Source organism: Cnuibacter sp. UC19_7, from assembly GCF_042699995.1.
GTDB lineage: Bacteria > Actinomycetota > Actinomycetes > Actinomycetales > Microbacteriaceae > Cnuibacter.
The window spans coordinates 1707580-1732136 of sequence record NZ_CP170560.1; the positions used below are offsets into that span (position 1 = coordinate 1707580).

General features: G+C 72.5%; 19 protein-coding genes. 2 read left to right on the forward strand and 17 right to left on the reverse strand.

Annotated features, from left to right (window positions below):
• Positions 1 to 16: 16 nt before the first annotated feature.
• The 4 genes from ACFJGV_RS07995 to ACFJGV_RS08010 all read right to left on the reverse strand — a co-directional run bounded on the left by ACFJGV_RS07995 (position 17) and on the right by ACFJGV_RS08010 (position 3989).
• Complete coding sequence (locus tag ACFJGV_RS07995) at positions 17 to 544, reverse strand: hypothetical protein (RefSeq protein ID WP_378148154.1); 528 nt, start codon at positions 542 to 544, stop codon at positions 17 to 19.
• Positions 541 to 1719, reverse strand: a complete 1179-nt coding sequence (locus tag ACFJGV_RS08000; protein WP_378148156.1) for a hypothetical protein — start codon at positions 1717 to 1719, stop codon at positions 541 to 543. Before ACFJGV_RS08000 ends, ACFJGV_RS07995 begins: the two co-directional genes overlap by 4 nt.
• A 153-nt stretch (positions 1720 to 1872) precedes the next feature.
• Positions 1873 to 2778, reverse strand: coding sequence for a hypothetical protein (locus ACFJGV_RS08005; protein WP_378148158.1), 906 nt, complete (start codon positions 2776 to 2778; stop codon positions 1873 to 1875).
• A 428-nt stretch (positions 2779 to 3206) separates the two neighbouring features.
• A complete protein-coding gene (locus ACFJGV_RS08010) occupies positions 3207 to 3989 on the reverse strand; it encodes an SDR family NAD(P)-dependent oxidoreductase (protein WP_378148159.1) in 783 nt (260 codons plus the stop codon).
• A 123-nt stretch (positions 3990 to 4112) separates the two neighbouring features.
• Here ACFJGV_RS08010 and ACFJGV_RS08015 point away from each other — a divergent pair, with 123 nt between their 5' ends.
• Together ACFJGV_RS08015 and ACFJGV_RS08020 are read left to right on the forward strand one after the other, a co-directional pair.
• Positions 4113 to 4580, forward strand: coding sequence for a MarR family winged helix-turn-helix transcriptional regulator (locus ACFJGV_RS08015; protein ID WP_378148161.1), 468 nt, complete (start codon positions 4113 to 4115; stop codon positions 4578 to 4580).
• A gap of 47 nt (positions 4581 to 4627) precedes the next feature.
• Positions 4628 to 5050, forward strand: coding sequence for an organic hydroperoxide resistance protein (locus ACFJGV_RS08020; RefSeq protein ID WP_378148163.1), 423 nt, complete (start codon positions 4628 to 4630; stop codon positions 5048 to 5050).
• 99 nt (positions 5051 to 5149) lie between these two features.
• On the opposite strand, the gene ACFJGV_RS08025 is transcribed toward ACFJGV_RS08020, so the two are convergent.
• From ACFJGV_RS08025 to ACFJGV_RS08085, 13 genes are all read right to left on the reverse strand, one after another.
• On the reverse strand, positions 5150 to 5368 hold the full coding sequence (locus ACFJGV_RS08025; protein ID WP_378148165.1) for a KTSC domain-containing protein: 219 nt from the start codon (positions 5366 to 5368) through the stop codon (positions 5150 to 5152).
• An 80-nt stretch (positions 5369 to 5448) separates the two neighbouring features.
• Entirely contained in the window at positions 5449 to 7758 is a 2310-nt protein-coding gene (locus ACFJGV_RS08030) for an MMPL family transporter (protein ID WP_378148166.1), read from the reverse strand.
• A gap of 76 nt (positions 7759 to 7834) precedes the next feature.
• Positions 7835 to 10822, reverse strand: a complete 2988-nt coding sequence (locus ACFJGV_RS08035; protein WP_378148167.1) for an acyltransferase family protein — start codon at positions 10820 to 10822, stop codon at positions 7835 to 7837.
• Between the two features lie 102 nt (positions 10823 to 10924).
• Positions 10925 to 13435, reverse strand: coding sequence for an alpha/beta hydrolase-fold protein (locus ACFJGV_RS08040; RefSeq protein ID WP_378148169.1), 2511 nt, complete (start codon positions 13433 to 13435; stop codon positions 10925 to 10927).
• 41 nt (positions 13436 to 13476) lie between these two features.
• Positions 13477 to 14382, reverse strand: coding sequence for an HpcH/HpaI aldolase/citrate lyase family protein (locus ACFJGV_RS08045; RefSeq protein ID WP_378148170.1), 906 nt, complete (start codon positions 14380 to 14382; stop codon positions 13477 to 13479).
• On the reverse strand, positions 14379 to 15605 hold the full coding sequence (locus ACFJGV_RS08050) for a CaiB/BaiF CoA transferase family protein (RefSeq protein ID WP_378148172.1): 1227 nt from the start codon (positions 15603 to 15605) through the stop codon (positions 14379 to 14381). Before ACFJGV_RS08050 ends, ACFJGV_RS08045 begins: the two co-directional genes overlap by 4 nt.
• On the reverse strand, positions 15602 to 17707 hold the full coding sequence (locus ACFJGV_RS08055) for an SUMF1/EgtB/PvdO family nonheme iron enzyme (protein WP_378148173.1): 2106 nt from the start codon (positions 17705 to 17707) through the stop codon (positions 15602 to 15604). The genes ACFJGV_RS08050 and ACFJGV_RS08055 overlap by 4 nt, the downstream gene beginning before the upstream one ends.
• On the reverse strand, positions 17704 to 19119 hold the full coding sequence (locus ACFJGV_RS08060) for an ADP-ribosylglycohydrolase family protein (RefSeq protein ID WP_378148174.1): 1416 nt from the start codon (positions 19117 to 19119) through the stop codon (positions 17704 to 17706). The genes ACFJGV_RS08055 and ACFJGV_RS08060 overlap by 4 nt, the downstream gene beginning before the upstream one ends.
• Before the next feature lies 1 nt (position 19120).
• A complete protein-coding gene (locus ACFJGV_RS08065) occupies positions 19121 to 20266 on the reverse strand; it encodes an ADP-ribosylglycohydrolase family protein (RefSeq protein WP_378148176.1) in 1146 nt (381 codons plus the stop codon).
• A gap of 95 nt (positions 20267 to 20361) precedes the next feature.
• Positions 20362 to 21657, reverse strand: a complete 1296-nt coding sequence (locus ACFJGV_RS08070) for an ABC transporter substrate-binding protein (protein ID WP_378148177.1) — start codon at positions 21655 to 21657, stop codon at positions 20362 to 20364.
• A gap of 48 nt (positions 21658 to 21705) precedes the next feature.
• Positions 21706 to 22572 (reverse strand): carbohydrate ABC transporter permease, encoded by an 867-nt coding sequence (locus tag ACFJGV_RS08075; protein ID WP_378148178.1) that lies wholly within the window; start codon positions 22570 to 22572, stop codon positions 21706 to 21708.
• A complete protein-coding gene (locus ACFJGV_RS08080; protein ID WP_378148179.1) occupies positions 22569 to 23531 on the reverse strand; it encodes a carbohydrate ABC transporter permease in 963 nt (320 codons plus the stop codon). The genes ACFJGV_RS08075 and ACFJGV_RS08080 overlap by 4 nt, the downstream gene beginning before the upstream one ends.
• Positions 23528 to 24556, reverse strand: coding sequence for a LacI family DNA-binding transcriptional regulator (locus ACFJGV_RS08085; protein WP_378148180.1), 1029 nt, complete (start codon positions 24554 to 24556; stop codon positions 23528 to 23530). Before ACFJGV_RS08085 ends, ACFJGV_RS08080 begins: the two co-directional genes overlap by 4 nt.
• Position 24557: the final 1 nt, after the last annotated feature.

Genomic DNA, 24557 nt, shown 5'->3' on the forward strand with positions numbered 1-24557 from the left:
GTCTGCGCCACCGCCGTCACGGCATCAAGGGACCGGGGATCCACCTCTCCCGGGCACCGAAGCGGAGCACCACGATCCGCTCGGCCGCGATGCCGACCGCGAGAAGCACGGCGGCGACCGCGGACAGCGCCAGAGGCTGCCCCCACTGCGCCGCCGCGGCCTCCGCCGGCGGTGCCTGGTAGGTGATCGGTACGGCACCCGATACGAGGAGCATCACGCCCAGCACCCCCAGAGTCGCGATCGCCCACACTCCGACACCCCAGGCCACTACGGCGGCCTGCCTGGGCCGACGGGAGCGGACACCCGGGACGAGCTCTCCGAAGAAGAGGAGTGCCGTGCACAGGCCCCCGATGAGGCACCCGAGTACGCCACCCGGCACTGCGCCGAGCGCCGCAGCGAACAGCACGTAGCCCGGGGAGGAGCCGGCGCTGAGGGAGGGATCGGGCAACGCAGCGTCAGCGCCGGTGGCGGCGCCGACGAGCGCGCCGCTCAGAGCCCCGACGGGGATGAGCAGCGCGCGCGTCAGCAGGATCGGCCAGGTCACACGCCGCCCGCTCCTCCGGAGGGGCTGACCCGATCGACGACCCTCTGCCAGAAGGTGAGCCAGTTCGTTCCGGCGATCAGCGCGTTGTGGGCGTTGACGACCGTCCCGAGATCGCGGAGCACCATGGCGTGCACGTAGAGGTGCAGGTATCCGGACGCGTCGTTGTACCAGGAGAACGTGATCATCGACCCGGCGCCGTCGAAGTGACCTCGCGCCGCGACGAACTGCAGCGCGCCGCCCATCGCCGTCTGCACCTTGACCGGAGCCGGCAGCACGATGAACGAGAACGGACTGGCGTTGAGGTTGATGATGTCGCCGTCGTTCGGGTAGGCCCGCGGCGCGTTCCCGATCGGAAAGTAGCAGTTGAAGCAGTTGTGCAGCATCGCGACGGCCGTGGACTCGTCGGTCTTGGGCACCTTCGCGTGGTAGCCCGGCAGCCCGGCCCAGAAGTCGTACGAGTAGTACCAGGTCGGATCGGCGAGCACCGGGAACACCGCATCCGAGAGGTCGACGTGCTGCGTGAGGACGTCGCCCTCCCACGAGTACGACGTGGGGAGGTCGCGGCCGGTCGCATCCTTGGCCCAGGGCTGCAGGACCGATCCGATGTAGCGGCCCTCCGCATCCGCGACGACGGTGTCGCCGGTGGGCAGCGCGGTGGCGGTCGCGCCGTCGGGCAGGTCGAGCTCGAAGGCGCGATCTCCGCCGGTGGAGGCGTCGGCGTACGCGGTGAGGAGGCGCACCCCGCTCGCCAGGGGCTGCACGTAGGTGGCGGAGGCACCCTGGTCGAACACGGTGATGCCGCCCTGGACGCGGCCCTCGACGACGGTGTCGTCCTGGTCGGCGAGGCGGATGCTCGTGGCCTGGCCGGATCCCTCGGTCACGGTCGGCCGCAGGCCGATCTCACCGCGGGAGTCGCCGGGGAGGGTGACGGAGAAGGTCGCGGGATCCTGGACGCCGAGCCCGGAGGAGCTCGTCTGGGCGGCGAGGTCGGGTGCGAGCGCGGCGAGCAGGGCGATCGGGTCGGAGATGTCGGGCGCGCGGCCCGGCCCGGTGGCGGCGTTCGCGCCGGGGGCGCCGGCGAGGAGCAGCGCGGCCGCGGTGGCCGCGGCGGCGAGGACGGATGTCGCCGCCCTCAGAGACGATGAGCGTTGTCGATGGGCGTGTGGACCGGTCATGGCGGACCCCTTCGTGGATGCGACCCGCTCCCCAGCCCTGCCGACGCATGCAGTGTATGCGCCGCATGTGTTTGTGCCGCATCATCGCCCGGCGAGTCGACGCGTTCGTGCCCCATCGGCAACCGAGCAGCGGACTCGGGCGCGGGGTGCCGCTCAGACCGTGACGGGTGGGATGTCCTGCCCGAGGACGTCCCGTAGCGCCGAGGTCACCGCCTCCGTGTCGTCGTCGAGGTACGCGTTCACCGCGTCTCGCACGCGGCGAGCGGCGGCCTCGACGACGTACTGCAGCTCGATCCGCCGAGCCAGCGTGGGCGCCGGGCGCACCGGCTGCCGGCCGCTCGGGCTGGTCGGATCGGGGATCGCCGACAGGTCGTCGTCGACGGCCTGCTCGAAGATCCAGCAGAGATCCCAGAGCGGATCGAAGCTGCGCTGCTGGAGCGCCTGCCGCAGCACCGCGGTCTCGAGCCAGTACGACGAGAGGGGCACCGCGAACCGGTGCTTCCAGGCGAGCACGAGGCGGACGAGGCGCCGGAGCGAGCCGTCGGCGTCGATCCGGTCGAACAGCGCGTCGCGGGCGGCGGGCCGGGCGGCGACCCAGCGCCGCGCCGCGTCGGGGAGCAGCACGGTGTCGGATGCGGCACGCGTGCCCGATTCGATCGCCGGGATGAGGCGCACCCCGGTCGCGTCGGACGAGCTCCGGCGGACGAGGAGGGAGTCGGCGCCGGCCACGACGGTCGCTCCGGCGGCGGTCGCGGCGCCGTTCACCGGGACGACGTCGGGCACGGCCACGGCGATCGCGTCGCGGAGGGCGTCGAGTGCTTGCGCGAGCGAGACGCGGCGGGCCGGGGCGAGGACGGCGACCACGTCCCAATGGCTCGAGCCGCCCACCTCCGTGCCGCGGCGGTACGAGCCGGCATCGACGGCCGACACGATCGCACCCGAGTCGAGCAGCGTCGCGACCACCCCGTCGCGCAAGCCCTCGAGCTCGTCGCGCTCCTCCGCCGTGGCGCGCGTGACCTCGTCGAATGCGCGGAAGACCGCCTCCAGCTGAGCGACCACTGCTGCTCCTCGTCCGAGCCGGCCGCCGTCCGCTCCCCGCGCGGCGCCCGTGGCCACACTCTACGCCCGCGCGCCCGCCCCGCCGCCCCGCCTGGAGGCGGCCGAGTGTCCGGAGTCACCCGGGCCGGCCGCACCCCGCCCCGGGGGCGACTCCGGACTTCCGGTCAGACACGCCGCCGAAGCTCCGGAGTCGGCTCCACGACAGCCGAACCTCCGGAGTCGGCTCAGCCGCCCACCCGCCGCCGACGTCGGGCCGCCCCATCGACGCTCATGCTCTCGCGACCGCGCGAACACCGCATCATCGCCCCTCCGACGGCCGATGCCCGCGAAAAGGTACGGCGAGAGCAGACACGGCGCGCTATTCGGCTCATGTTCGCTCTCGCCGTACCTTTCGACGGCCACCGCCACCGAAAGGCCGCACGAGCGGCTCAGAGGAGGGTGCCACCCGAGGCCTCGATGCGCTGCGCCGTGACCCAGTGCATCGAGTCGGACAGCACGGCGGCGATCACGGGGCCGATGTCCTCCGGCTCGCCGACCCGGCCGAGCGCTGTCGCGCCGCCGAGCTGCTGCTGCGCCTCCGCGCTCGCGCGGATGTAGCCACCCGCGAAATCGGTCATCACCGGCCCGGGCGCGACCACGTTCACGCGGATGCCGCGAGCCCCGAGCTCCTTCGCGAGGTACCGGGTGAGCACCTCGACCGCGCCCTTCATCGACGCGTAGACCGCGTAGGTCGGCGCGCCCACGAAGCGAGCGAGCCCGGTCGAGAGGTTGACGATCGAGCCGCCGTCGGCGATCACGGGGAGCAGCGCCTGAGTGAGGAAGAAGACGCCCTTGAAGTGCACGTCGAACAGCAGCTGCGCATCCGCGACGGTGGCGTCGGCGATCGAGCCCTCGGCGGTGAGACCGGCGTTGTTCACGAGATGGTCGAGGGTCTCGCCCCCCCATGAGGTGACCGTCGAGCGGACGGCCTCGACGAACGCGGGGAAGGTGTCGACCTCGGTGGTGTCGAGCCGCAGTGCGGCAGCCCTCCGACCGAGAGCCTCGATCTCGGCGACGACGGCGTGGGCCTCGTCCTCGTTCGAGCGATAGGTGAGGATCACGTCGGTGCCACGCTCGGTGAGAGCGAGCGCCGCGGAACGACCGAGGCCGCGGTTGCCGCCCGTGATGAGGGCGATGCGGGCGGGAGCGGGAGCGGTGATGGCGTCTGTCATGTCTCCACCCTCGCGCGGGTCCGGAGGTGCGTGAAGGCACCGCTCATCCACGGATCCGCGATCCCTGGCTGGGCGTCACCTCCGAATTAGGTTGTGCGCAATTGAATGGCGTACAGTCGAATCGTGACCGAGACCACGGCATCCCCCCTCGACAGCATGCTCTGCTTCGCCGTCTACTCGGCGGCGAACGCGACCGTGCAGGCGCACCGTGCCGTGCTCGCGCCCTGGGACCTCACGTACACGCAGTACCTCGTGCTCGTGCTGCTCGCCGACGCCGGCGAGGGGCTGCCGATGCGCGATCTCGGCGACCGTCTGAGCCTCGACTCGGGCACGCTCTCGCCGCTGGTCCGTCGCCTCGAGCGCCGCGGACTCCTCACGCGTCAGCGCTCCGCCGGCGACGAGCGCCTCGTCGACGTCGCCCTCACCGACGCGGGCCGCACCGCGCACGCCGAGCTCACCGAGGCGATCGGCTGCCTCGCGCCCGCCTACGGGGTCGCGTCGGCCGACGAGCTCGAGGCGCTGATCGCGTCGCTCCAGGGCTTGGCCACCGGCATGCGCGCGGCCGCTGCCGACGCTCGCCGCCCGTCCTGACACCCGACTTCACCGACCCGACCACCCCACCCACGAAAGGGATACACATGGACGTCCTCTACACCGCAGAAGCGCTCTCGACCGGAGCCGGCCGCAACGGACACGTCGCCACCTCCGACGGCACGCTCGACCTCGACATGGCCGTGCCGAAGGAGATGGGCGGATCGGGCGCCGGCTCGAACCCCGAGCAGCTCTTCGCCGCGGGCTACGCCGCCTGCTTCCACTCGGCGCTGCAGTCCGTCGCGCGTGCGCAGAAGATCAAGGTCGACGACTCCAGCGTCGGCGGCCGCGTGCAGATCGGCCCCAACGGCGAAGGCGGCTTCCAGCTCGCCGTGCTGCTCGAGGTCGTCCTCCCTGGGCTCGACCACGACGCCGCGCAGCAGCTCGCCGACGCGGCGCACCAGGTGTGCCCCTACTCCAACGCCACCCGCGGCAACATCGACGTCACCATCACGGTCGCCGACGACTGAGCTCCGCTCTTCATCACGGAATACGGCGAAGCCCCGCGAATACCGCGGGGCTTCTCCGTATTCCGTGATGAGCGTCGCCCATCCGGTGCGCGCGAAGCGTTAGGCCTGCGAGCTGCGGACGTCGAACAGGGGCTTCAGCACGTCGTTGACGAACCCGCCCTTCGACTCGGCGGCCTTGAACTCGCGCCAGACCCGCGCCGGCACCTCGAGGTAGTAGTACGTGCCCGATTCGAAGCGCACCATCAACTCGCGGGTCGCCTTCGAGTAGGCGATCGCCCGCACCGAGGAGCTCTCCGGAGTGAGGATGATCTCGTCCATCTGTCCGTCACGCTACGCGCTTCCGAGCCCGAGCGGGAGGGTCGGACGGAAGGGCGCAGCGGCTGCACCGACGGCGGGCCTCAGCGCGCCGTCGGCCCGCTCCGGGCGAGCTTCGACGGCCACCAGATCGCGCGCCCGATGTCGTACGAGAGCGCGGGCACGAGCAGCGAGCGCACGATCACGGTGTCGAGCAGCACGCCGAACGCCACGATGAACGCGATCTGCACCAGGAACAGGATGGGGATCACCGCGAGCGCCGCGAACGTCGCCGCGAGCACGATCCCGGCCGACGTGATCACCCCGCCCGTCATCGACAGCCCGCGGAGGATCCCCGGCCGGGTGCCGATCGCGAGCGACTCCTCCCGCACGCGCGTCATGAGGAAGATGTTGTAGTCGACCCCCAACGCCACGAGGAAGACGAACCCGAACAGCGGCACCGACGCATCCGCCCCCGGGAACCCGAGGATGTGGTTGAAGACCAGCGCGGAGACGCCGAGAGTCACGGCGTACGACAGGATCACGCTGCCGATGAGGATGAGCGGAGCCACGACCGCCCTGAGCAGCAGGATCAGGATGACGAGGATCACGGCGAGCACGATCGGGATGATCTTCACGAGGTCGGCCTGGGCTGTGGTGTTCGTGTCGAGGTCGACCGCGGTCGGACCGCCGACGAGCACGCCCGGATCGACGGAGGGCAGGTCGGATCGGAGCGAACGGACCACGTCCTCCGCCTCGAGCGAGTCGGCCTCCACGGAGAGGACGGCCTCGATCATGACGCGGCCGTCGACGACCACGGGCTGCGCCTCTGTGCCGGGCCGGACGTTCCCGGCGTAGAGGGAGGCGCTGTCGACGCCGTCCGTGGCAGTGACGGCGGCGAGCACGGCGTCGGCGTCGGACTGGTCGGCGATCACGATGACGGGGCTGCCCGAGCCCGCCGGGAAGTGCTCCGCTGCGACCTGCTGACCGTCGCGGGCGTTCGAGGCGCCGAGCACCACGTCGGTCTGGGCGATCCCGTTCGCGCGGAGCTGCAGGAGCCCGAGGCACGCGGCGGCGAGCAGCAGCGCGGAGACGAGCCAGGTCCAGCGGGGTCGGCGCGCGACGAGTCCGCCCACGCGGCGCCAGAGCGCGCTTGCGCCCTCGAGCCCGGTCGCCCCGGCCGGCGTGGCGGCGTGGGCCGCGTGCACATGGCGGCCGGGATGCGCGGAGGCGCCGACGAACTCGGGTGACCCGGCGACCGCGGGTGCGGCGGGAGCCGAGCCAGCGGCCGCGGCATCCCGAGCGGGGGCGGGGGCGGCGCCGACCGCGGCCGCCCCCGCTCCGGATGCCGCGGCATGCTCGTGCGGTGCGGCGAGCTTCGGCGCGAACGGCCAGAAGCCCACGCGACCGAACAGCACGAGGAGCGCCGGCAGCAGCGTGACCGCGGCGAGGAACGAGAAGACGATGCCGATGGCGGCGATCGGACCGAGGCTCCGGTTGGAGTTGAGGTCGCTGAACAGCAGGCACAGGAGCGCGAGCACGACGGTCGCGGCGGACGCGGCGATGGGTTCGATCGCCGCGCGCCAGGCGCGCTTCATCGCGGCGACTGGGCTGCGTTCGGACTGCAGCGCCTCCCGATAGCGCGCGACGAGCAGCAGCGAGTAGTCGGTGGCGGCGCCGATGACGAGGATCGACAGGATGCCCTGGCTCTGCCCGTTCAGCGTGATCCACCCCCAGCTCGCGAAGGCGTAGACCAGCAGGATGGCGGCGGTGAGCGCGAAGACCGATGTGAAGAGCACGAGGAACGGCAGGATGATCGCGCGGTAGACGATGAGCAGGATGACGAACACGGCTCCCACGGCGACGAGCAGCAGGATCCCGTCGATGCCGCCGAAGGCGCCGACCAGGTCGGCAGTGAGGCCGGCCGGCCCGGTGACGTAGACGTCGATGCCGGAGGGGACCGCATCCGTGAGTGCCGTTCGCATCGAGGCGACGACGACGTCGACGTGCTCGCTGTCGGCGATCGGCACGATGAACTCCACGGCGACCCCGTCCTCGGAGGGGATGGGCCCGGCGACGGTCGCCTCCTCCCCCGCGGGGGCGACGCCCTCGACGCCGCCGATGGTGGTGGTCAGCGTCGCGAGCTCACCCAGCGTCTGCTGGTCGAGCACGCTGCCGTCGGCGCTCGAGAGCACGACGACGGCGGGGATCGCGTCGGAGTCGCTGAACCGCTGCTGCCATTCGCCGGCCTCGGTCGACTCGGCGCTCGCCGGGAGGAACGACGCCTGGTCGTTGGTCGAGACCTCCGACAGCTTGCCGAACGTCGGGCCGCCGAAGCTCGCGGCGACGAGCCACACCACGATCACGACCGCGGGCAGGAAGACCCGCAGCACCCATCCGACCCGCTTCGCCACGGCTGCTCCAATCGTTCGGTCGACGTATCACTAAGCAGCTTAGCGATATTCGGAACGAAACGGAGTGGCGCGCGGGCTACATGAGGCCGAGTGAGGCGAAGTCGTAGCGGAGGATCGCGCTCAGCGACTCGGAGAACGCGACGGTGAGGTGCGTCTCGTCGTACTTCATGGGGAGCGTGCCGGCGAAGGCGGGGCACATCTCGTTCCAGCAGCTGAACGGCAGCGAGCTGATCGCGTGGTCGCCGGAGGCGGCGGCCGTCGACTCCGCGGCGTTCTCGAAGTCGTGCCACGCGCCATCGACGGCGACCGCGCACGCCGACGGGCCTGTCACGGGCGAGTAGCAGGTGCCGAGGTCGGCCCCGAGCGGAGGCGGCGCGAGGTAGACGATGCGGCCGGGCACGTTGTACTTCGACATCTCCTTGGCCGTCGACGCGATGAGGGCGGAGGCGGACAGCGGCGACCCGGACGCGGCGTTGCCGAGAGCATAGGCGTTCGAGACGACGACGAGCTGCGGCGCGTCGGCGCTGATCCGCGCCGCGACATCGGCCTTGCGCTGGGGGCAGGAGTCCATCACCCCGGCGCCGTCGTTCTTCACGAGCACGTCGGTGAAACGGCACCCGTACATCCCGATGGTGGTGATGCGCCACTGTCCGCCGCTCTGCTCGGCGAGCTTCTTGAACGCGGGCGCGTACGCCATCGCGGTGGAGTCACCGACGAGGTACATGTGGTTCGGCGCCGATCCGCTGCCCCAGGTGCAGCGGCCGAAGTCGGGTGTGGATCCCGGATCGAAGCAGGCGCGCGCGGGGTTGTCGCTCGACGTGCGCGACATCACCTGGTCGAGTGAGGGCGTGAGGTTCGGCCACTCGGTGGCGCCGAGGGCCTCCTGCAGGGCGCCCTGGAGGATCGGGGTGGGGTCGGCGACCTGGCTCGAGTCGCTCGGGGTGTCCGCTCCCCCGCCGCCGAAGTCGAACTGCGCGAGCGGGGCGCCGCCGCGCACGGTGAACTGCAGCACGAGGGCGAGCAGCACCACGACCACCACGAGCCCGCTGCCCGAGAGGAGGAACTGCGTGCCGAAGCGCTCGCGCCACGCGCCCCACGCCGCGCGCCGCGCCGCGCGCGCCTCCGCCGGCGTGCGCACCCGCGCCGGCGGAGTGGGAGGGGTGGTGGCGGCGGCGCTGGCGGATGCGGTGGTCACGTCGGTCGTGGATGCAGCGGTCGCGCCGGAGGTGGCCGATGCGGTCGCTGACTCGCGCGCGAGGGCGGTGGTCGCGTCGGATGCGGACGACGGGGGTCGGCCCGCATCACCCGCGCGCGGCGCGGCCTCCGAGGCGCGAGCAGCGGGGTCCGTGTGGGGGCGCGGCGGGGCACCTGCGGGACTGGCACCCGCGGCAGCCGCAGCCGCACCCGCGGCGGCGGAACCCGCAGAGGGAGCGGCACCCGCGGAGGTCGCACCCGCCGCGGCAGCACTGCCCGCGGGACCCTCACCGGCGGGGCGGGCGGCGGTGGGGCGCGCGGCAGCGCGGGGGTTGCCCGGGCGGAGGCGCTGCGCAGAGGCGGGGCTGTAGAGCGAGCCCGGGGTCCAGCCCGCCGGCCGGGTGGTGGCGGCGCCGCCGCCGTAGCGGGTGCCCGTGTTCGGAGCAGCACCCTCGTCGCTGCCGGCGCTCGTCGAGGGGACGGCCGGCGCGGAGGCGCCGGTGGACCCGCGACCGGCCGGCCTCGCGGACACCGCGGGCGAGGCGGCCGAGCCGTACCTGGTGCCCGTCCGAGCCGCTGCGCTTCCCGAGCCGTAGCGGGTGCCCGTGCGACCCGCGCCGCCGCCCGCACCCGAGGACGCGCCATCCCGCGCATCCGGCGGTGGCGACTGCTCCGGGTCGCCGGGCGCCGCCACGCGGAACGAGCGGAGGAGCGGCGAGCGGTGGAGCGGCTGCTCGACGAGGAAGTACGACACCAGGGCGAGCGCGCCGATGGTGGCGAGCACGATGCCGGTCGTGGTCGGGCCGGGGGTGGGCAGCAGTACGGCGAAGAAGACGATCACCGGGAAGTGCCACAGGTACAGCGAGTACGACATGTCGCCGACGAACACCGAGACGGGGTTCGTGAGCGGGAAGAGGTGCCGCTGCCGTCCGCCTCCGACGCCTCCCGCGATGAGCACCGCGGTCGCCACCACCGGCAGCGCCGCGCCCGGGCCGGGGAACGGGGTGGATCCGCCGTCGATCACGAAGAACGACGCGACGATCCCCGCGAGCCCCACCCAGCCGAGCACCGCGCGCAGCACCGACGGCAGACGCAGCAAGAGCGGCAGAGCGGCGGCGAGCACGGCCCCGAGGGCGAGCTCCCACGCGCGGGTGAGCGTCGAGAAGTACGCGACCGTGGGGTCGGAGCCCGTCTGCACCACAGCCCATCCGAACGACGCGGCGACCACGATCGCCGCCGCGACGCCGACCACGATCCGCACCGCCCGCATCCGCGAAGCCGACACCGACGCACGTGCCGACGCCGACCCAGCCCCGGACGCAGAAGCAGACGCAGGCGCCCCGCGTCGCAGCGCCGCCGGCAGCAGGAGGAGCAGCAGCATCACGAGCCCAGGCCACACGAGGTAGAACTGCTCCTCGACCGACAGCGACCAGAAGTGCTGCAGCGGCGACACCGCGTCGGACGCGTGGAAGTAGTCGGTCCCCTGCGCCGCGAAGCGCCAGTTCGCCACGAAGACGAGGGAGTACACCGCATCCCACACCGTCTGCCAGGCCCGGGTGACGTTGAACACCACGAACCCGACCCCGGCGGTGACCGCGAGCACGACGAGGGCCGCCGGCAGGATGCGCCGCATCCGCTTCGCATAGAAGTCGCGGAACGACACCCGCCCGGTCCGCTCCAAGTCGCGCAGCAGCAGCCCCGTGATGAGGAAGCCGCTGATGACGAAGAACACGTCGACTCCGACGAAGCCGCCGAGCGGCCACCCGATCGCGTGATCGAGGATCACAGCGACGACCGCGAGCGCGCGGAGCCCCTGGATGTCGGGCCGCAGCGCACGCGCGGTGCTGCTCGTCGGGGCGTGGTCGGTCACGGTCGCTTCCGTCGTGGGGTGGTCGGCCCGATCGAGGGGCCGGATGCGACTATAGCGCGGCCATCCATCCTCTCGCCGCGTACGGTGAGAGCGCTCTCACGCTCACCTCCGCAGCGACGTGCGCCGGAGACGGAGGAGCACGACGCCCGTGCCGACGAGCAGCGCGAGCGCGGCCAGCGCCGCGATGCGCGCGGCGTCGGACCCGGTCGCGCCGAGGAGGCCCGCGCCCGCGCCGAGCGGAGCGCCGCCGGCACCACCCGCCGAGCCCGCACCGCCGGGCGCACCGCCCACGCCCGCACCGGGCTCGCCGCCCTCACCGGGCGCGACCGAGTCGGCGAACGGAACCGAGGTGAGGAACACATCGGCCCCACCCGCCGAGGCCGCGCCGTCGACGGCTCCGTACGTGACGCCCTGCAGCCACGCTCGGCCCGACGGCCCGGCGGAGGCGACGAGGTTCGTCTCGTCGTACTCATCGGCGGCGTCGCGCTGCGGGCTGCCGAGCTGCGCGACGGCGCCGACCGCGCCCGAGGCGTCGACCGGCACGGCGAACGCGTCCATGCCGCCGGCCGGTGCGCCGAGGGCACCCGACGTGGCTCCGGCGACGAGCACCGACCCCGACCCGACGACCACCGCAGAGGCCCGGTCGTCGCCGGCACTGCCCCAGAGCGTGCGCCAGCGCTCGGCGCCCGAGGCGTCGAATCCGGCGAGCAGCACGTCGACTCCCCCGGCCGACGGCGCCGCCGATCCGGCGACCTCGCCACCGGCCCAGCCCGCCGCGAGGAAGCCGCCGTCGGGCAGCGCGCCGATGGCCGACACCTGGTCGGTGGAGGTGCTGCCGAGCTGGGTCAGCGTCGACACCTCTCCTTCCGGGGTGAGCACCGCCACCCAGCCGTCGTAGCCGCCCGAGCTCGCCGCGGCGCCGGGCAGGGTGCCGCCCGCGGTGCCGCAGACGGCGACGTCGCCCGAGGCGAGCACGGCGACCCCGAAGCCCTTGTCCTCGCCGGAGGAGCCGAACTGCGTCGCCCACGTCACGGCCCCGGAGGCGTCGACGTGCGCGACGAGGGCGTCCTTGTCTCCCGCGGACGCGATGCCGGCGACCGAGCCCGAGGTGTACCCGGCGAGGTACGCACCGCCCCGGCCGTCGGAGGCGACGCCGTAGGCGCGGTCGGCGGCCCCCGAGTCGCCGACCGTGGCGGTCCAGAGCACGTCGCCGTCGGCCGAGAGCTTCACCGCGAGCATGTCGTCGTTCTGCGCGCCCGAGTGGTCGATGCGCTGGTAGCCGCCCACGATGACCGCTCCGTCGCCGCCGTCGACGACGCCGTAGCTCCGCTCGTTGAGCGGCGAGGCGATCGGGGTGGTCCACTGCGTCTGTCCGTCGGCGCCGAGGCGCTGCACGAGGATGTCGGTGCCGCCGGCCGAGGTGACGCCGAGCGCGTCGCCGCCCGCCGCGACGGCCTGCACGACCGAGCCGTCGGGGTATCCGAGCACACCGCCCGCGAAGTCGTCGCGCGCCGACCCGACCTGGATCCCCTCGAACGGTGCGGGCGGCTCGGTGGCGAGGTGCGTGGCGATGTCGGCCATCCCCTCGCGGAACCCGCGCTCCCACACACCCCAGTCGTGGCCGCCGTCGTAGGTGCGCATCTCGGCGGTGATGCCGGGCACCCGCTTGGCCTTGTTGTAGAGGGTGGCGGCCTCGTAGTCGAGGTCGTGGATCGCATCCGCCGGATCGGGGTTGACGTACTCGTCGTCACCGACCGCGATGAAGAGGTGCACGGGCAGCGCCGGGTCGAAGGCCTCGAGCGCCGCCGGGTAGTTGAGCTCCTGGTAGCGCGCCTCGTCGTAGAGCTGGTCGCCCACGCCGTACGCCCCGAACTCGCGGGTCGACGAGTCGACCGGGGTCGAGGGCACGTAGACGGCCGGGCTCAGCACGAGCGCCTGGCCGAAGAGGTCCTGATGCACGAGCGCGTAGCGCAGGGCGCCCGCTCCACCCATCGAGTAGCCGCCGACCACCCGCGCGGAGCGGTCGTCGATGGTGGGCAGGGTGGCATCGACGTGCTGCACGAGGTCGGTCGTGAACGCCGTCTCGACGGCGGCGCCCGGCGTCGTCGACGGGTCGGACCCGGTGTACTGCGAGTCGACGTAGTAGCCGCCGCGGTTGCTCCACGGCGCGTCGGGCATCACCACGATCATGGGCGGCACGGTGCCGTCGGCGATCATCTCGTCGAGCACGGGCGCCATCTGCTGCCATGCCGCCTGGGTGTCGCCGCGACCGTGCAGCAGGTAGGCGCTCGGGTACCGCGTCCGCCCCGAGCCGTCGTATCCCGGCGGGAGGTACACGGTGTAGTCGATCGGCCCGCCGATCGCCGAGCTCTCGACCTCGCCGGGCACGAGCTGCCCCGCGGGAGCGGCGGCGGGAGCGGCGGCCGCAGGAACGGCGGCGGATGCGGTGGCCGCAGGAACGGCGGCGGATGCGGCGGCCGCAGGAACGGCGGCGGATGCGGCGGCCGCAGGAACGGCGGCGGATGCGGCGGCCGCGCCGAACGGGACGGCGAGCGCCGTGAGCAGGCCGGCCGCCGCGCCGAGGGCGGCGGTCCGGAGGGTCGTGGTCCACATCGTCGTGAACTCCTCTCGAGGTGGTGCGGTGGTGCGGGTGGTCAGGGGATGTCGGTGGCGCGCTCGGCTCGGGCGAGGATGCCCTCGGCCCGGCCGCGCATGGCGGGGTCGACCATCTCGCCGTCGGCGAGGGTGGCGACGCCACCGCCCGTCTCGTCGAGGGCCGTGAGCACGGCGTGGGCCCACGCCACCTCGCCGTCCGCAGGCGCGAACACCTGGCGGATGACGGGCAGCTGCGACGGATGCACCGCCACCCGTCCCTCGGCGCCGAGCGCCCGCCCTCGCTCGGTGTCGCGGCGGAGGCCGTCGAGATCGCGGAGGGCGGGGTAGGCCGAGAGCATCGGCGCGGGCAGCCCGTGGGCCTTGGCGGCGATGAGCAGGCGGATGCGGGCGTGATCGAGCACGGCGTCGGCGCGGCTGCCGAGCTCACTGGCGAGGTCGGACTCGCCGAGGGCGAGCCGGGCGACGGACGGATGCGCGGCCAGCGTCGCGGCGGCCTCGAGGCCGCGGGCGCTCTCCACGAGCGCGGTGACCGGCACGCCGGGGAGCGCCGCCGCGACGCGGTCGAGGTCGTCGACGGTCTCGACCTTGGGCAGCCGGACCTCGAACGCCGGGCGAACCGGATCGGAGCCGACGGCCGCGGAGCCGGCGGCCGCGGGCCGCGAGACCGCGGCACGCGCCGCGAGGGATGCGAGAGCCGCAAGGTCGTCGGAAGAGCCCTCGTTCACCCGCACCTGCAGCACCGCGCGCTCGCTCGCCTCCCGGCCCTCCGCCGAGCCGAGCCAGGCCACGACCGCATCGCGGGCGGTGGCCTTGGCCTCGGGTCGCACCGCATCCTCGAGGTCGAGGATGACGAGGTCCGCCGCCGAGGCGACCGCCTTCGCGAAGCGGTCGGGCCGGTCGCCGGGGACGTACAGTCCGGTGACGAGCGGCGCTGCGGCGCTCATACGACGCCCCGCTCTCGGAGTTCCGCGATCCGCTCGGGCGAGACGCCGATCGATCCGAGCACCGACTCGGTGTCGGCGCCGTGGCGTCGCCCGGTCCAGCGGATCGCCCCCGGGGTCTCGGAGAGCCGGAAGAGCACGTTCTGCATCTTGAGGGCGCCGAGCTCGTCGTCCTCCACCGTCTGCACGGTGCCGATCGCCTGGTACTGCGGATCGGAGAGCACCCCGCGCACGTCGTAGACGCGCGAGATCGCGGCCTGTGCCCGCTCGAACTCGTCGACGACCTCGTCGGTGGAGCGGGCCGCGATCCACGCGGCGACGGCCGAGTCGAGCTCGTCGGCGTGCTCGGCGCGGCTGTGCCCCGTCGCGAACCAGGGCTCGTCGACGACGTCGGGGCGTCCGACCAGGCGCATCACGCGCTCGGCGATCGACTGCGAGCTCGTCGACACCGCGACCCACTCGCCCGACCCCGTGCGGTAGACGTTCCGGGGCGCGTTGTTCACCGACCGGTTGCCGGTGCGGGGCTGCACGAGGCCGAGCTGGTCGTAGGCGGTGATCTGCCCGCCCAGCAGCATGAGGATGGGCTCGATGATCGCCATGTCGACGACCTGGCCGTGCCCGGTCGACTCGACGCCCCGCAGCGCGACCATCACCGCGTACGCCGTGGCGAGCGCGGCGATGCCATCAGCCAGCCCGAACGGCGGCAGCGTCGGCGGGCCGTCCGGCTCGCCGGTGAGGGCCGCGAATCCGCTCATCGCCTCGGCGAGGCTGCCGAAGCCCGGCCGCGACGAGTACGGACCGACCTGGCCGAACGCGGTGACGCGGGCGATGACGAGCCGCGGATTGGCGGCGTGCAGCGCCTCCGGACCGAGTCCCCAGCGCTCGAGCGTGCCCGGGCGGAAGTTCTCGACGAGCACGTCGGCCTCCGCCACCAGCGCGAGCAGCAGCTCGGCGCCCGCGGGCGTCCCGAGGTCGATCGTCACGGTGCGCTTGTTGCGCCCGAGCGTCTTCCACCACAGGTTGACGCCGTCCTTCGCGGGGCCGTGCCCGCGGGCCGCGTCGGGCTTCCGCGGATGCTCGACCTTGATGACGTCGGCGCCGAAGTCGCCGAGGAACGTCGCCGCCAGTGGTCCGGCGAACAGCGTCGACACGTCGAGCACGCGGATGCCGTCGAGCGGTGCCGCGCTCGGCCCCGCGCCCTGCGCCGGACCCTCGGCCGCGCTCACGACGCGTCCCACGCCACGCGGAAGCCGATGCTCGGCGAGCGGTCGACGCCGAGCCCGGCGAGCAGCAGCTTCAGGCTGAACGACGGCTCGCGGGGTCCGCCGTCGGTGTACCAGTCCGACCCGGTCGAGACGTGGTCGCTGCCGCCCTTGAGCATCACGAATCGTGTGACGCCGTCGCTGTGCTCGCTCTCGGTCCAGTTCCACACCAGGGGTGTCCTCCGCTCGAAGCCGGGCAGTCCCGCGGCCACCTGCCACTCGTGCTCGGTGGGCAGCCGTCCACCGACCCAGGCCGCGTAGGCCCGCGCATCCTCGAGGTCGATCGACACGACCGGCTGATCCTCGGTGCCCGCGACGGGTCGACCGCCGATCCAGCCCGGCAGCCAGCGGGATGCGTCCCGCGGCTGGTAGCCGGTCGCGGCGAGGAACGCGGCGTACTCCGCGTTCGACACCTCGAGCACCGCCACGTCGACCTCGGCCACCGTCGCAACGACGGTCTCGGCGCGGTCGTCGTGCAGGCGCGGCGGCAGCGGCTTCCACTCCTCCACGTAGGGCGCGCCCTGGTACATGCCGGTCTCGCGGCGGCGGTGCGTCAGCGGCAGCTCCACCTCCGCGGCGGCGACCCGCACGACCGAGGCGTCGGCGGGCGCAGGAAGGCCCGAGTGGGCGGCACGGATGCGCTCCGCGCGACGCTCGGGGAAGGTCGCGTCGCTCTCGGCGGCGTCGGCGGCGGCTGCGGCGACGAGCGGCTCGAGCCACTCGGGCTCGTCCGTCCCGGCGGCGACGCCGACCACGGCGGTGAGGCCGCGGGCGGGCACGTGCAGGACCAGCGCGTCGCGAACGCCGTCGGCGTCGCCGACCCGGTCCGCGTCGCCGAGGCGACGCCCGGATCCCACGTCGGCGAACACCCGAGACGCCGGCTCGGCCGCTCCGGCGTCGTCCGCGAACGGCACGAGCACGGGAAGGGCCACGTCATCGTCGCCCCGGTTCACCACGGTCCACAGGGTGACGCCCTCGAGCGCTCCCCGGCCGTCGAACCGCGAGACGTGCACGCCCGCCGCGAGAGCCTCCGGGGTGGCGTCGGCCAGCGGCGTCCAGTCGCCCTCGATCAGCAGCGCCGATGCGGCTCGCTGGATGCGCAGCATCCGCCGCAGGGCCGCCCTGTCGCGTTCGTTCCAGCCCACCCAGACCCCGAAGACGGTGTCCCAGACGAGCATGCCGGTGCCGTTCATGAAGGCGGACTGCAGCTCATCGGAGTGGTCGCGGTTCCAGCGGCGGGTGGAGTGCATCATGTGACGGCGCTCCAGCCAGTGCGCGCGCATGACGCCGGGGGCGTCGGAGTCGGCGAACCACTGCGCCCAGCTGAGCTGGTGGTCGACCACACGCTGGTTGGGCACCCTCGACTCACCCTCGAGCACCAGGGGCGGATGCGCGCCCAGCAGCGTGGAGACCAGCCGCGAGTCGCCCTCCTTCATCGTGTCGAGGAAGACCCCGTCGACCCCGAGCTCACCGGCCACCAGGGCCAGCTCCTCGGCGTCGTCGTGGGGCGCGCGACGCGTGCCGGTGTCCCACGGGTTGTAGTCGATGAAGACGCGCACGCCGTGCTCGTGGAACTCGGCGACGACGTCGGCGAGCCCAGGCACGTCGCGGTAGAAGTCGAACTGGTTGCGGTCATCGATGCCGATCACCGGGTAGGCGTGCCAGAGGACGACGCCGTCGAATCCGCCGTGGTCGGCGGTGCGGGCTAAGAAGCCCGCCACGTCGAAGCGTCCGGCGGCGCGATCGAAGAGCCGCTCATCCCAGAGCCACACCAGCGCGACGCTGAAGCAGGTCTGCGTCCATCGCGTCTCGGGCCGGTCGTAGACCGCGCCGTCGTCCGCCAGTCGCACCACGGCGTCGTCGCGCCAGCGGTGGAGCGCGGCGCGCCAGGCCGGCCAGAGGGCCGGGTCGCCGGGGGCGGCGAACACCTTGGCGATGTCGCCCGTCTCCGACGGGAGGTCGCCCTCGAGAGGCAGTTCGGTCGGGAGGTCGATGGGCCGCGGCACCAGCGGGTTGAGCAGGTTGGTGGCGGCCTCGTCGACGTCGATCGGGGTCGAGTCGCTCATGCGCGCACCTCCGTCGCGGCGCTCGCGCCTTCATCCGCATCCGCATCCGCGAGAGATCGCTGCGCGATCGTCACCGTGCGGCGGGCGAGCTCGTCGAAGCCGATGCCGTCGAAGCCCGGCACGCTCGACGCGAGGCGGTTGTGCAGCGGTCCGATCCAGGTCTCGGGCAGGGCGGAGGCGCCGAGGAGCGCGCCCGCGATCGATCCCGCGGTCGCGCCCACCGAGTCGGTATCCCAGCCGCCCGAGACGGCGGTGGTGATGGTGCGCTCGTAGTCGCCGTCTCCGCGCACGAGCGCGAAGGCGAGCACAGCCGCGTTGTTCAGCACGTGCACCCAGTGGAGGTGCCCGTACTCCGCGTGCACCCGGTCGAGCGCCTCCTCGGCGTCGAGCGGGCCGGCGCCGAGCTCGGCGCCCAGGCGCACGGCCGCGGCGAAGCGCGAGTCCGCCGGCACCACCGAGAGCCCCGTGGCGACGACGTCACCGATCCCGGTCGCGGTCACGGCGGCGGCGCAGGCGGCCGCCGCGAAGAGGGCTCCGTAGAGTCCGTTGCGCCCGTGGCTCAGCCGCGCGTCGACCGCGGCGAGGCGCGCCGCGCCGACCGGGTCGCCCGGATGGGCCCAGCCGTAGACGTCGGTGCGGATCTGCGCGCCGATCCAGTCTCGGAACGGGTTGCGCACCGCCCCCGCGATCTCCGGCTCGTAGCCGTCGAGCAGGTTGCGGTACGCGATGCGCTCTGCGGTGAACACGCGCCCGCCGGGGAGGTTCGCCAGCCACGAGAGCGCGACGTCGTCGGTGGTGAAGCCGACGCCCAGACGCTCGAGGAGGTCGAGCGCGATGAGCGGGAAGTTGAGGTCGTCGTCCTCGGGCATGCCGTCGATGTTCTCGACGAGGCTCGTCGGGCGGCTGCGCCGGTTCCACGGGTAGCGAGCGGCGATGTCGGGGTCGAGCCCCTGCTCGGTGAAGTACGACGAGATCGGCCAGTTGCCGGTCGACTGCGCGATCGCGCGGATGCCCTCACGCGGGATCTTCTCGACGGGCTTTCCGAGCAGGCAGCCGGCGGCGCGGCCGAGCCAGGCGCCGTGGATGCGGTCCGTCAGCGCCCCCGCCTCGACGGCGGGCAGCGACGGGGCCGGAGAGGCGAGGTCGAGGATCGTGTCGAGGTCGTCGGGCTCGGCGAGACGCAGCGCATCCGGCACGGCCCGCTGGTCGATGCTGTCGAGCAGCGCTCGCCCGCGGGCACGGAGCTCCTCGGAGGCGGGCTCGGGCGTCGCCCCGCTCACGGGGGCGATGAGCGATCCGCCCGCCGCGTCCCAGTCGCGGGCGAGGTCGTCGACCTCGACGCCGTCGAGCCGTGCCGCGGCGAGCGCGTGCGGCACGAGGTCCTCGGGCTGGGTCCAGCTCAGGCGCAGCATCCTAGGCGGCTCCGGCGAGGGCGCCGAAGAGCCCCGCGCGCTGGTCGAGGCGGGCGCGGTCCTTCTCCCACACGTCGCGCGCGACCGAGGCCATGACGGCGCCGGAGGCGGTGACGTCGAGCCGGCTGGCCGCGCTGATCTCGTCGGACCACTCGGTGGGGACGACGGCCGCGCCGCCGAGCGCACCCGCGATCGAGCCGGCCATGACGGCGATCGAGTCGGAGTCGCGGCCGTAGTTCACCGAGCCGAGCACCGCCTCGCGGTAGTCGCCGCCCGAGACGACGAGCATGCCCAGGGCGATCGGGAGCTCCTCGATCGACTTCGTGCGCGACGGGATGCGGGCGTCGCGCGCCGGGGCCCGGTAGTCGGGGCCGACGGTGTCGAACGGGATGACCGACTCGCGCAGCGGCGCGAGGGCCGACCGCCAGTCGCCGCCGAGTCCCGAGGCGGCCGAGGTGACGGCCTCGATCGCGTCGCGGGTGCCGTCCTTCGCGAACGAGAGCGCCACGTCGATCACCGACGAGACCGACGCTCCGGGGCGCATCGCCTCGGCGACGCACGCCGCGTACACTCCGGCGGCCTCGCGGCCGTAGCTCGACTGGTGGGCGCCGGCGATGTCGATCGCCTCGGCGTACGCGCCCGACGGGGATCCGGCGTTGGCGATGCCGACGGGCGCCATGTACATGGTCGCGCCGCAGTTGACGATGTTGCCCACGCCCGCCTCGCGCGGGTCGATGTGGCCGTAGTGCAGCCTCGCCACCAGCCACTTCTCGGCCAGGAACAGGCGCTGCAGCAGGATGGTCTCGGTCTCGAGCTCCGGGATCCACCGGGTCTCGCCGATGAGGAGGGGCACCAGGTGGTCGGCGATCGCGTAGGCGTCGAGGTGGTCGCGGAGCGTGTCGTAGACCTCGACGAGCGCCGTCGTCATGAGGGTGTCGTCGGTGATGTGCCCGTCGCCCTTGTGGTACGGCGCGATCGGTCGGGCGTGACGCCAGTCGGCGTTGAACGGGGGCACGATGCCCTCGATGAATCCGCCGTAGCGCTGCTGGATCACCTCGGGGGTGTTCCCCTCCGCCGCCCCGCCGAGAGCATCGCCCACGGCGGCGCCGGCGAGGGCGCCGGTCGCCTTGTCGTCGAGCAGGTCCATCTGAAGCCGTTCTCCTTGAATGAGATGAGTGGATGCGCGGCGGGGCGCTGGGTCGCTTGGCCCCGCCGCGCGGTTCGACGCTGACGCGCGGGGCGTCAGCCGATCGAGGACCAGCCGTCGGTCAGCTGCTGCTTCAACTGGTCGAGGCCGATCGAGTTCGAGAAGTACTGCTGCAGACCCGGGGTGGCGTACTGGTCCTTCCACTGCGGGTAGTTCGTCGCCTTCTGGAACGGTGCACCCTTGAGCTGCTCACCGGTCTTGAGGATCGGGACCCACACCGAGTCGGCGCCGGTCTGCTGCGCGACCAGGTCGCGGGCGGGAGCCGACGTGGGGATCAGCCAGTCGCCCTGCGCGAGCTTGGCCTGGTTGTCGGCGTTCATGAAGTAGTCGATGAACTCCGTGGCCTGCTCCGGGTACTTGCTCTGCGCCGAGACGGACACGGTCTGCGGGTTCGCCGCCTGCACCGGTCCGGCCGAGCCGGCGAGGGGAGGCAGCACGGTCCAGTTGAAGCCCGCAGGAGCCGACTCGCCGATCTGCTGAGCGAGGAAGTTGCCGCCCACGTACATGGCGTACTTGCCGCCGAGGAAGCCGGGGAGCACATCCGACCCCGACTGGGTCAGCGTCACCGGGTCGAGCGAGCTGTCGTCGTACGCCATCGCGTGGATGGCCTCCGGCACCGCGAGCTCGTCGTCGCCGACGTCGATGGTGGCCGAGCCGTCGTCCTTCACGTCGAAGAACGTGCCGTCGAAGCCGAGCGAGGTGTTCATCACGGCCGCGGTGGGCTGCTTGAGGCCCCAACCCACGCCGTAGTTGCCGTTCGCGGTGAGCTTCTTCGCGTCGGCGGCGAGCTCGTCCCAGGTGAGCTGGTCACCCGACGGGAGGTCGACGCCGGCGGCGGCGAACGCATCCTTGTTGGCGAACACCACGTAGGTCTGCAGCAGCGTGGGCGCCGCCACGATCTTGCCGTCGGAGGTGGTCACGGTGTCCCACACGTCGTCGCTGACGGCGCTCTTGACGTCGTCGGAGAGGTACGGGCTGAGGTCGGCCAGGTAGCCCTGGTTCGCGAAGCCCATGATGTCGCTCGACTCGTCGTGGATGATGTCGGGCGCGGTGCCGCCCTGGAACTGCGTGACCAGCTGGTCGTGCACGTTGTCCCAGCTGCCCTGCGTGAGGTTCACCTGGATGTCGGGGTGGTCGGCGTTCCACGAGTCGACGATCTCCTTCGTCGCCGCCACGGTGGAGTCCTGGTACGCGAGGCTCTGGAAGGTGAGCGTGACGGGGCCGTCGGGCGTCGAACCGCCGCTCGAGGTCCCGCTGCCGCCGAAGGCGCAGCCTCCGAGCAGCCCGGCGATGGCTACGGCGCCGATGCCGAGCACTGCCTTTCTCTTCATGATGTCTCCTTGACTGTGTGGTGCTTGGGTGTGGGGTTGATCGGGCGGTCAGCCCTTGACTGCGCCGCTCATCAGGCCGGACGTGAGCCGGCGCTGGATCAGGGCGAAGAACGCGAGGCTGGGGATGGTGGCCAGCAGCGAGGCGGCGGCGAGCTGTCCGAGCTGCACCTGCCCCTCCGCGCCCACGAAGCGGGCGAGAGTGAGGGGAAGCGTCTGCAGGTTCGGGTCCTGGATGAGGACGAGCGCGAAGAAGAACTCGTTCCACGACGAGATGAACGTGAACAGGCTCGTCGCCACGAGACCAGGGCCGAGGAGCGGCAGCACGATCGAGCGCAGGATGCGGATGCGGGACGCCCCGTCCATCGCACCGGCCTCCTCGAGCTCGGCCGGGATCCCCGCGACGTAGCCCTGCAGCATCCACAGGGCGAACGGCAGCGACCAGACGGTGTAGACCAGCACGAGCCCGAAGAGGTTGTTGATCAGGCCGATCTGCTTCAGCACGAGGAACAGCGGGATGATGATGAGGATGAACGGGAAGACCTGGCTGAGCAGGATCCAGCCGGTCGCCACCCCGCGCAGCTTCGTCTTGAACCGCGCCAGCGCGTAGGCCGCCGGCAGCGAGATCAGCGTCACGATGACGGTGGTGAAGACCGCCACGAAGAGGCTGTTGCCTGCCGCGTGGATGAGGTTCGCCTTCTCGATCGCCGCCGCGAAGTTGTCGAAGTTGAACGTCGTCGGCAGGAACGTCGGGTTCGGCGACTGCAGCTCCTGCGGCGTCTTGAACGCCGTGGTGAGCAGGAACAGCAGGGGGAAGCCGAGGAAGACGATGTATCCCGCGAGCGCGAGGTACTGGAACGGGCGCGCGACGCGGAACGGACGCCGCTGGCGCGGGACGGATGCGACTGCCTGGGTCATGAGAGTCGGCTCCTCGCCTGACTGCGGAGGTAGAAGAACAGGAACGCGGCGATGACCACGACCATGACGTTGCCCATCGCGGCGGCGTAGCCGAAGTTGCCGTACCGGAACGCCTCGTTGTAGGCGAAGAGCGTGGGCAGCATCGTCTGGCCGCCCGGCCCGCCGGCGGTGAGCACGTAGACCAGCGCGAAGGAGTTGAAGTTCCAGATCAGGTCGAGCGTGGTGATCGCGACGATCACCGGGCGCAGCGCCGGCAGGGTGATGTGCCAGAACCGCTGCAACGTGTTGGCCCCGTCGATGGAGGCGGCCTCGTGGAGGTCGGCCGAGACGTTCTGCAGGCCCGCCAGCAGCGTGATGGTGGTCTGCGGCATGCCCGCCCAGACGCCCACGACGATGACGGCGGGGAGAGCGGTGGAGAAGTCGCCGAGCCAGTTGATGTCGCCCGGCAGCCCCACCGCCTCCATGGCGCCGTTGATCGGGCCGTACGTCGGGTTGAGCATGAGCCGCCACATGATCGCGATGATCACCGGGGGCATCGCCCACGGCACGAGCGCGAGCGTGCGGGCGAGCCAGCGCAGCTTCAGGTCGAGGTTCAGCAGCAGCGCCAGTCCGAGTGAGGCCAGGAACTGCAGGATGGTGACGCCGAACGCCCACACCAGGCCGATCCGGAACGAGTTCCAGAACAGCTCGTTGCCGAGCAGCTCCGTGTAGTTGTCGATCCCGTTGAAGGTGACGACCTGGTTGAGGCCGGCCTTCGCATCCGTGAAGCCGAGCAGGATGCCCTGCACCAGCGGGTAGACGCTGAACGCGGCGACGGGGATGAGCGCGGGGAGCACGAGCAGCCAGGCGTCGCGCCCGCTGCCGGCGTAGCCGCGGTTGCGGCGGCGCTTCGGGGGCTTGGTGTCCTTCCCCGTCGATGTCGTCGCCGGGGAGGATGTCTCGCGGATGGTGGTGGTCACAGTCCTGACTCCCTCGCTCCGGAGACGCTCGACGCGCGCACGGTGAGGCTCGGCTCGATGACGACCTGCTCGATGGGCGCCTGCGGGTCGTCGAGGCGGCGCAGCAGCAGGCGTGCCGCGGTCTTGGCACGCGTCACGGAGCCGAGGTCGACGCTGGTGATGGCCGGCTGCGCCAGCTCGGCGAGCTCGGTGTCGTCCATGCCGACGATGGCGATGTCGTCGGGGATGCGCAGCCCACGGCTCGTCACGACCTTCTGCACCGCGATGGCGAGGAGGTCGTTGGCGCAGATCACGGCATCCGGCGTGCACTGGTCGAGCAGCCGGACCGCCGCCTTGAGACCGGCGCGGTAGGTGAAGTCCTTCGCGGCGACCTGCGCCTCGGGGTTCGCGGGCAGGCCGTGCGCCTCGAGGGCGCGGAGGTATCCGCCGAGACGCGCGGCGCCGGGGACGGTGTCGAGCGGACCGTTGACCAGCGCGATGCGCTCGCGCCCCTGGTCGACGAGGTGCTGCACGGCGAGTCCCATGCCCATGGCGGAGTCGGCGCGGACGTTGTCGAGCTCGACGCCGGGCGGCACCGATCCGATGATCACGATGGGAAGGCGGCTGTCGGCCAGCTTCTCGCCCAGCTGCTCGGTGACGCGGAGTGGGCTGAGGATGAGGCCGTCGGCGAAGCCGCGGTTGAGCGCGGTGAGGAGGTCGATCTGATCCTGCGGGTCGGAGCCCGTCGACGACAGCACCAGCCGGTAGCCCGCCTTCGTGACCACGCGGGAGATCTCGTGCATCATCCCCACGTAGACCGGGTTGCCGACGTCGGCGACGGCGAGCGCGATCTGCTCGGTCTTGCCCGCCTTGAGCGAGCGGGCGGTGGCGTTGGGGGCGTAGCCGAGCTCGTCGGCCGCCTTGCGCACGCGCTCGACGACCTGCTCGGAGGCGGGCAGCCCGTTCATCACCCGGCTCACCGAGGCGATGGAGACCCCCGCGCGCTCGGCGACGAGCACGAGCGTCGACTTCTTCGTCTGAGGCATT

Excerpts from the sequence above, each read along its gene's own strand:
- ACFJGV_RS08075 (WP_378148178.1), bottom strand. The coding sequence starts at position 22,572 with ATGACCCAGGCAGTCGCATCCGTCCCGCGCCAGCGGCGTCCGTTCCGC.
- ACFJGV_RS08025 (WP_378148165.1), bottom strand. The coding sequence starts at position 5,368 with ATGGACGAGATCATCCTCACTCCGGAGAGCTCCTCGGTGCGGGCGATC.
- ACFJGV_RS08040 (WP_378148169.1), bottom strand. The coding sequence starts at position 13,435 with ATGTGGACCACGACCCTCCGGACCGCCGCCCTCGGCGCGGCGGCCGGC.
- ACFJGV_RS08020 (WP_378148163.1), top strand. The coding sequence starts at position 4,628 with ATGGACGTCCTCTACACCGCAGAAGCGCTCTCGACCGGAGCCGGCCGC.
- ACFJGV_RS08065 (WP_378148176.1), bottom strand. The coding sequence starts at position 20,266 with ATGGACCTGCTCGACGACAAGGCGACCGGCGCCCTCGCCGGCGCCGCC.
- ACFJGV_RS08070 (WP_378148177.1), bottom strand. The coding sequence starts at position 21,657 with ATGAAGAGAAAGGCAGTGCTCGGCATCGGCGCCGTAGCCATCGCCGGG.
- ACFJGV_RS08010 (WP_378148159.1), bottom strand. The coding sequence starts at position 3,989 with ATGACAGACGCCATCACCGCTCCCGCTCCCGCCCGCATCGCCCTCATC.
- ACFJGV_RS08000 (WP_378148156.1), bottom strand. The coding sequence starts at position 1,719 with ATGACCGGTCCACACGCCCATCGACAACGCTCATCGTCTCTGAGGGCG.
- ACFJGV_RS08085 (WP_378148180.1), bottom strand. The coding sequence starts at position 24,556 with ATGCCTCAGACGAAGAAGTCGACGCTCGTGCTCGTCGCCGAGCGCGCG.
- ACFJGV_RS08045 (WP_378148170.1), bottom strand. The coding sequence starts at position 14,382 with ATGAGCGCCGCAGCGCCGCTCGTCACCGGACTGTACGTCCCCGGCGAC.
- ACFJGV_RS08055 (WP_378148173.1), bottom strand. The coding sequence starts at position 17,707 with ATGAGCGACTCGACCCCGATCGACGTCGACGAGGCCGCCACCAACCTG.
- ACFJGV_RS08060 (WP_378148174.1), bottom strand. The coding sequence starts at position 19,119 with ATGCTGCGCCTGAGCTGGACCCAGCCCGAGGACCTCGTGCCGCACGCG.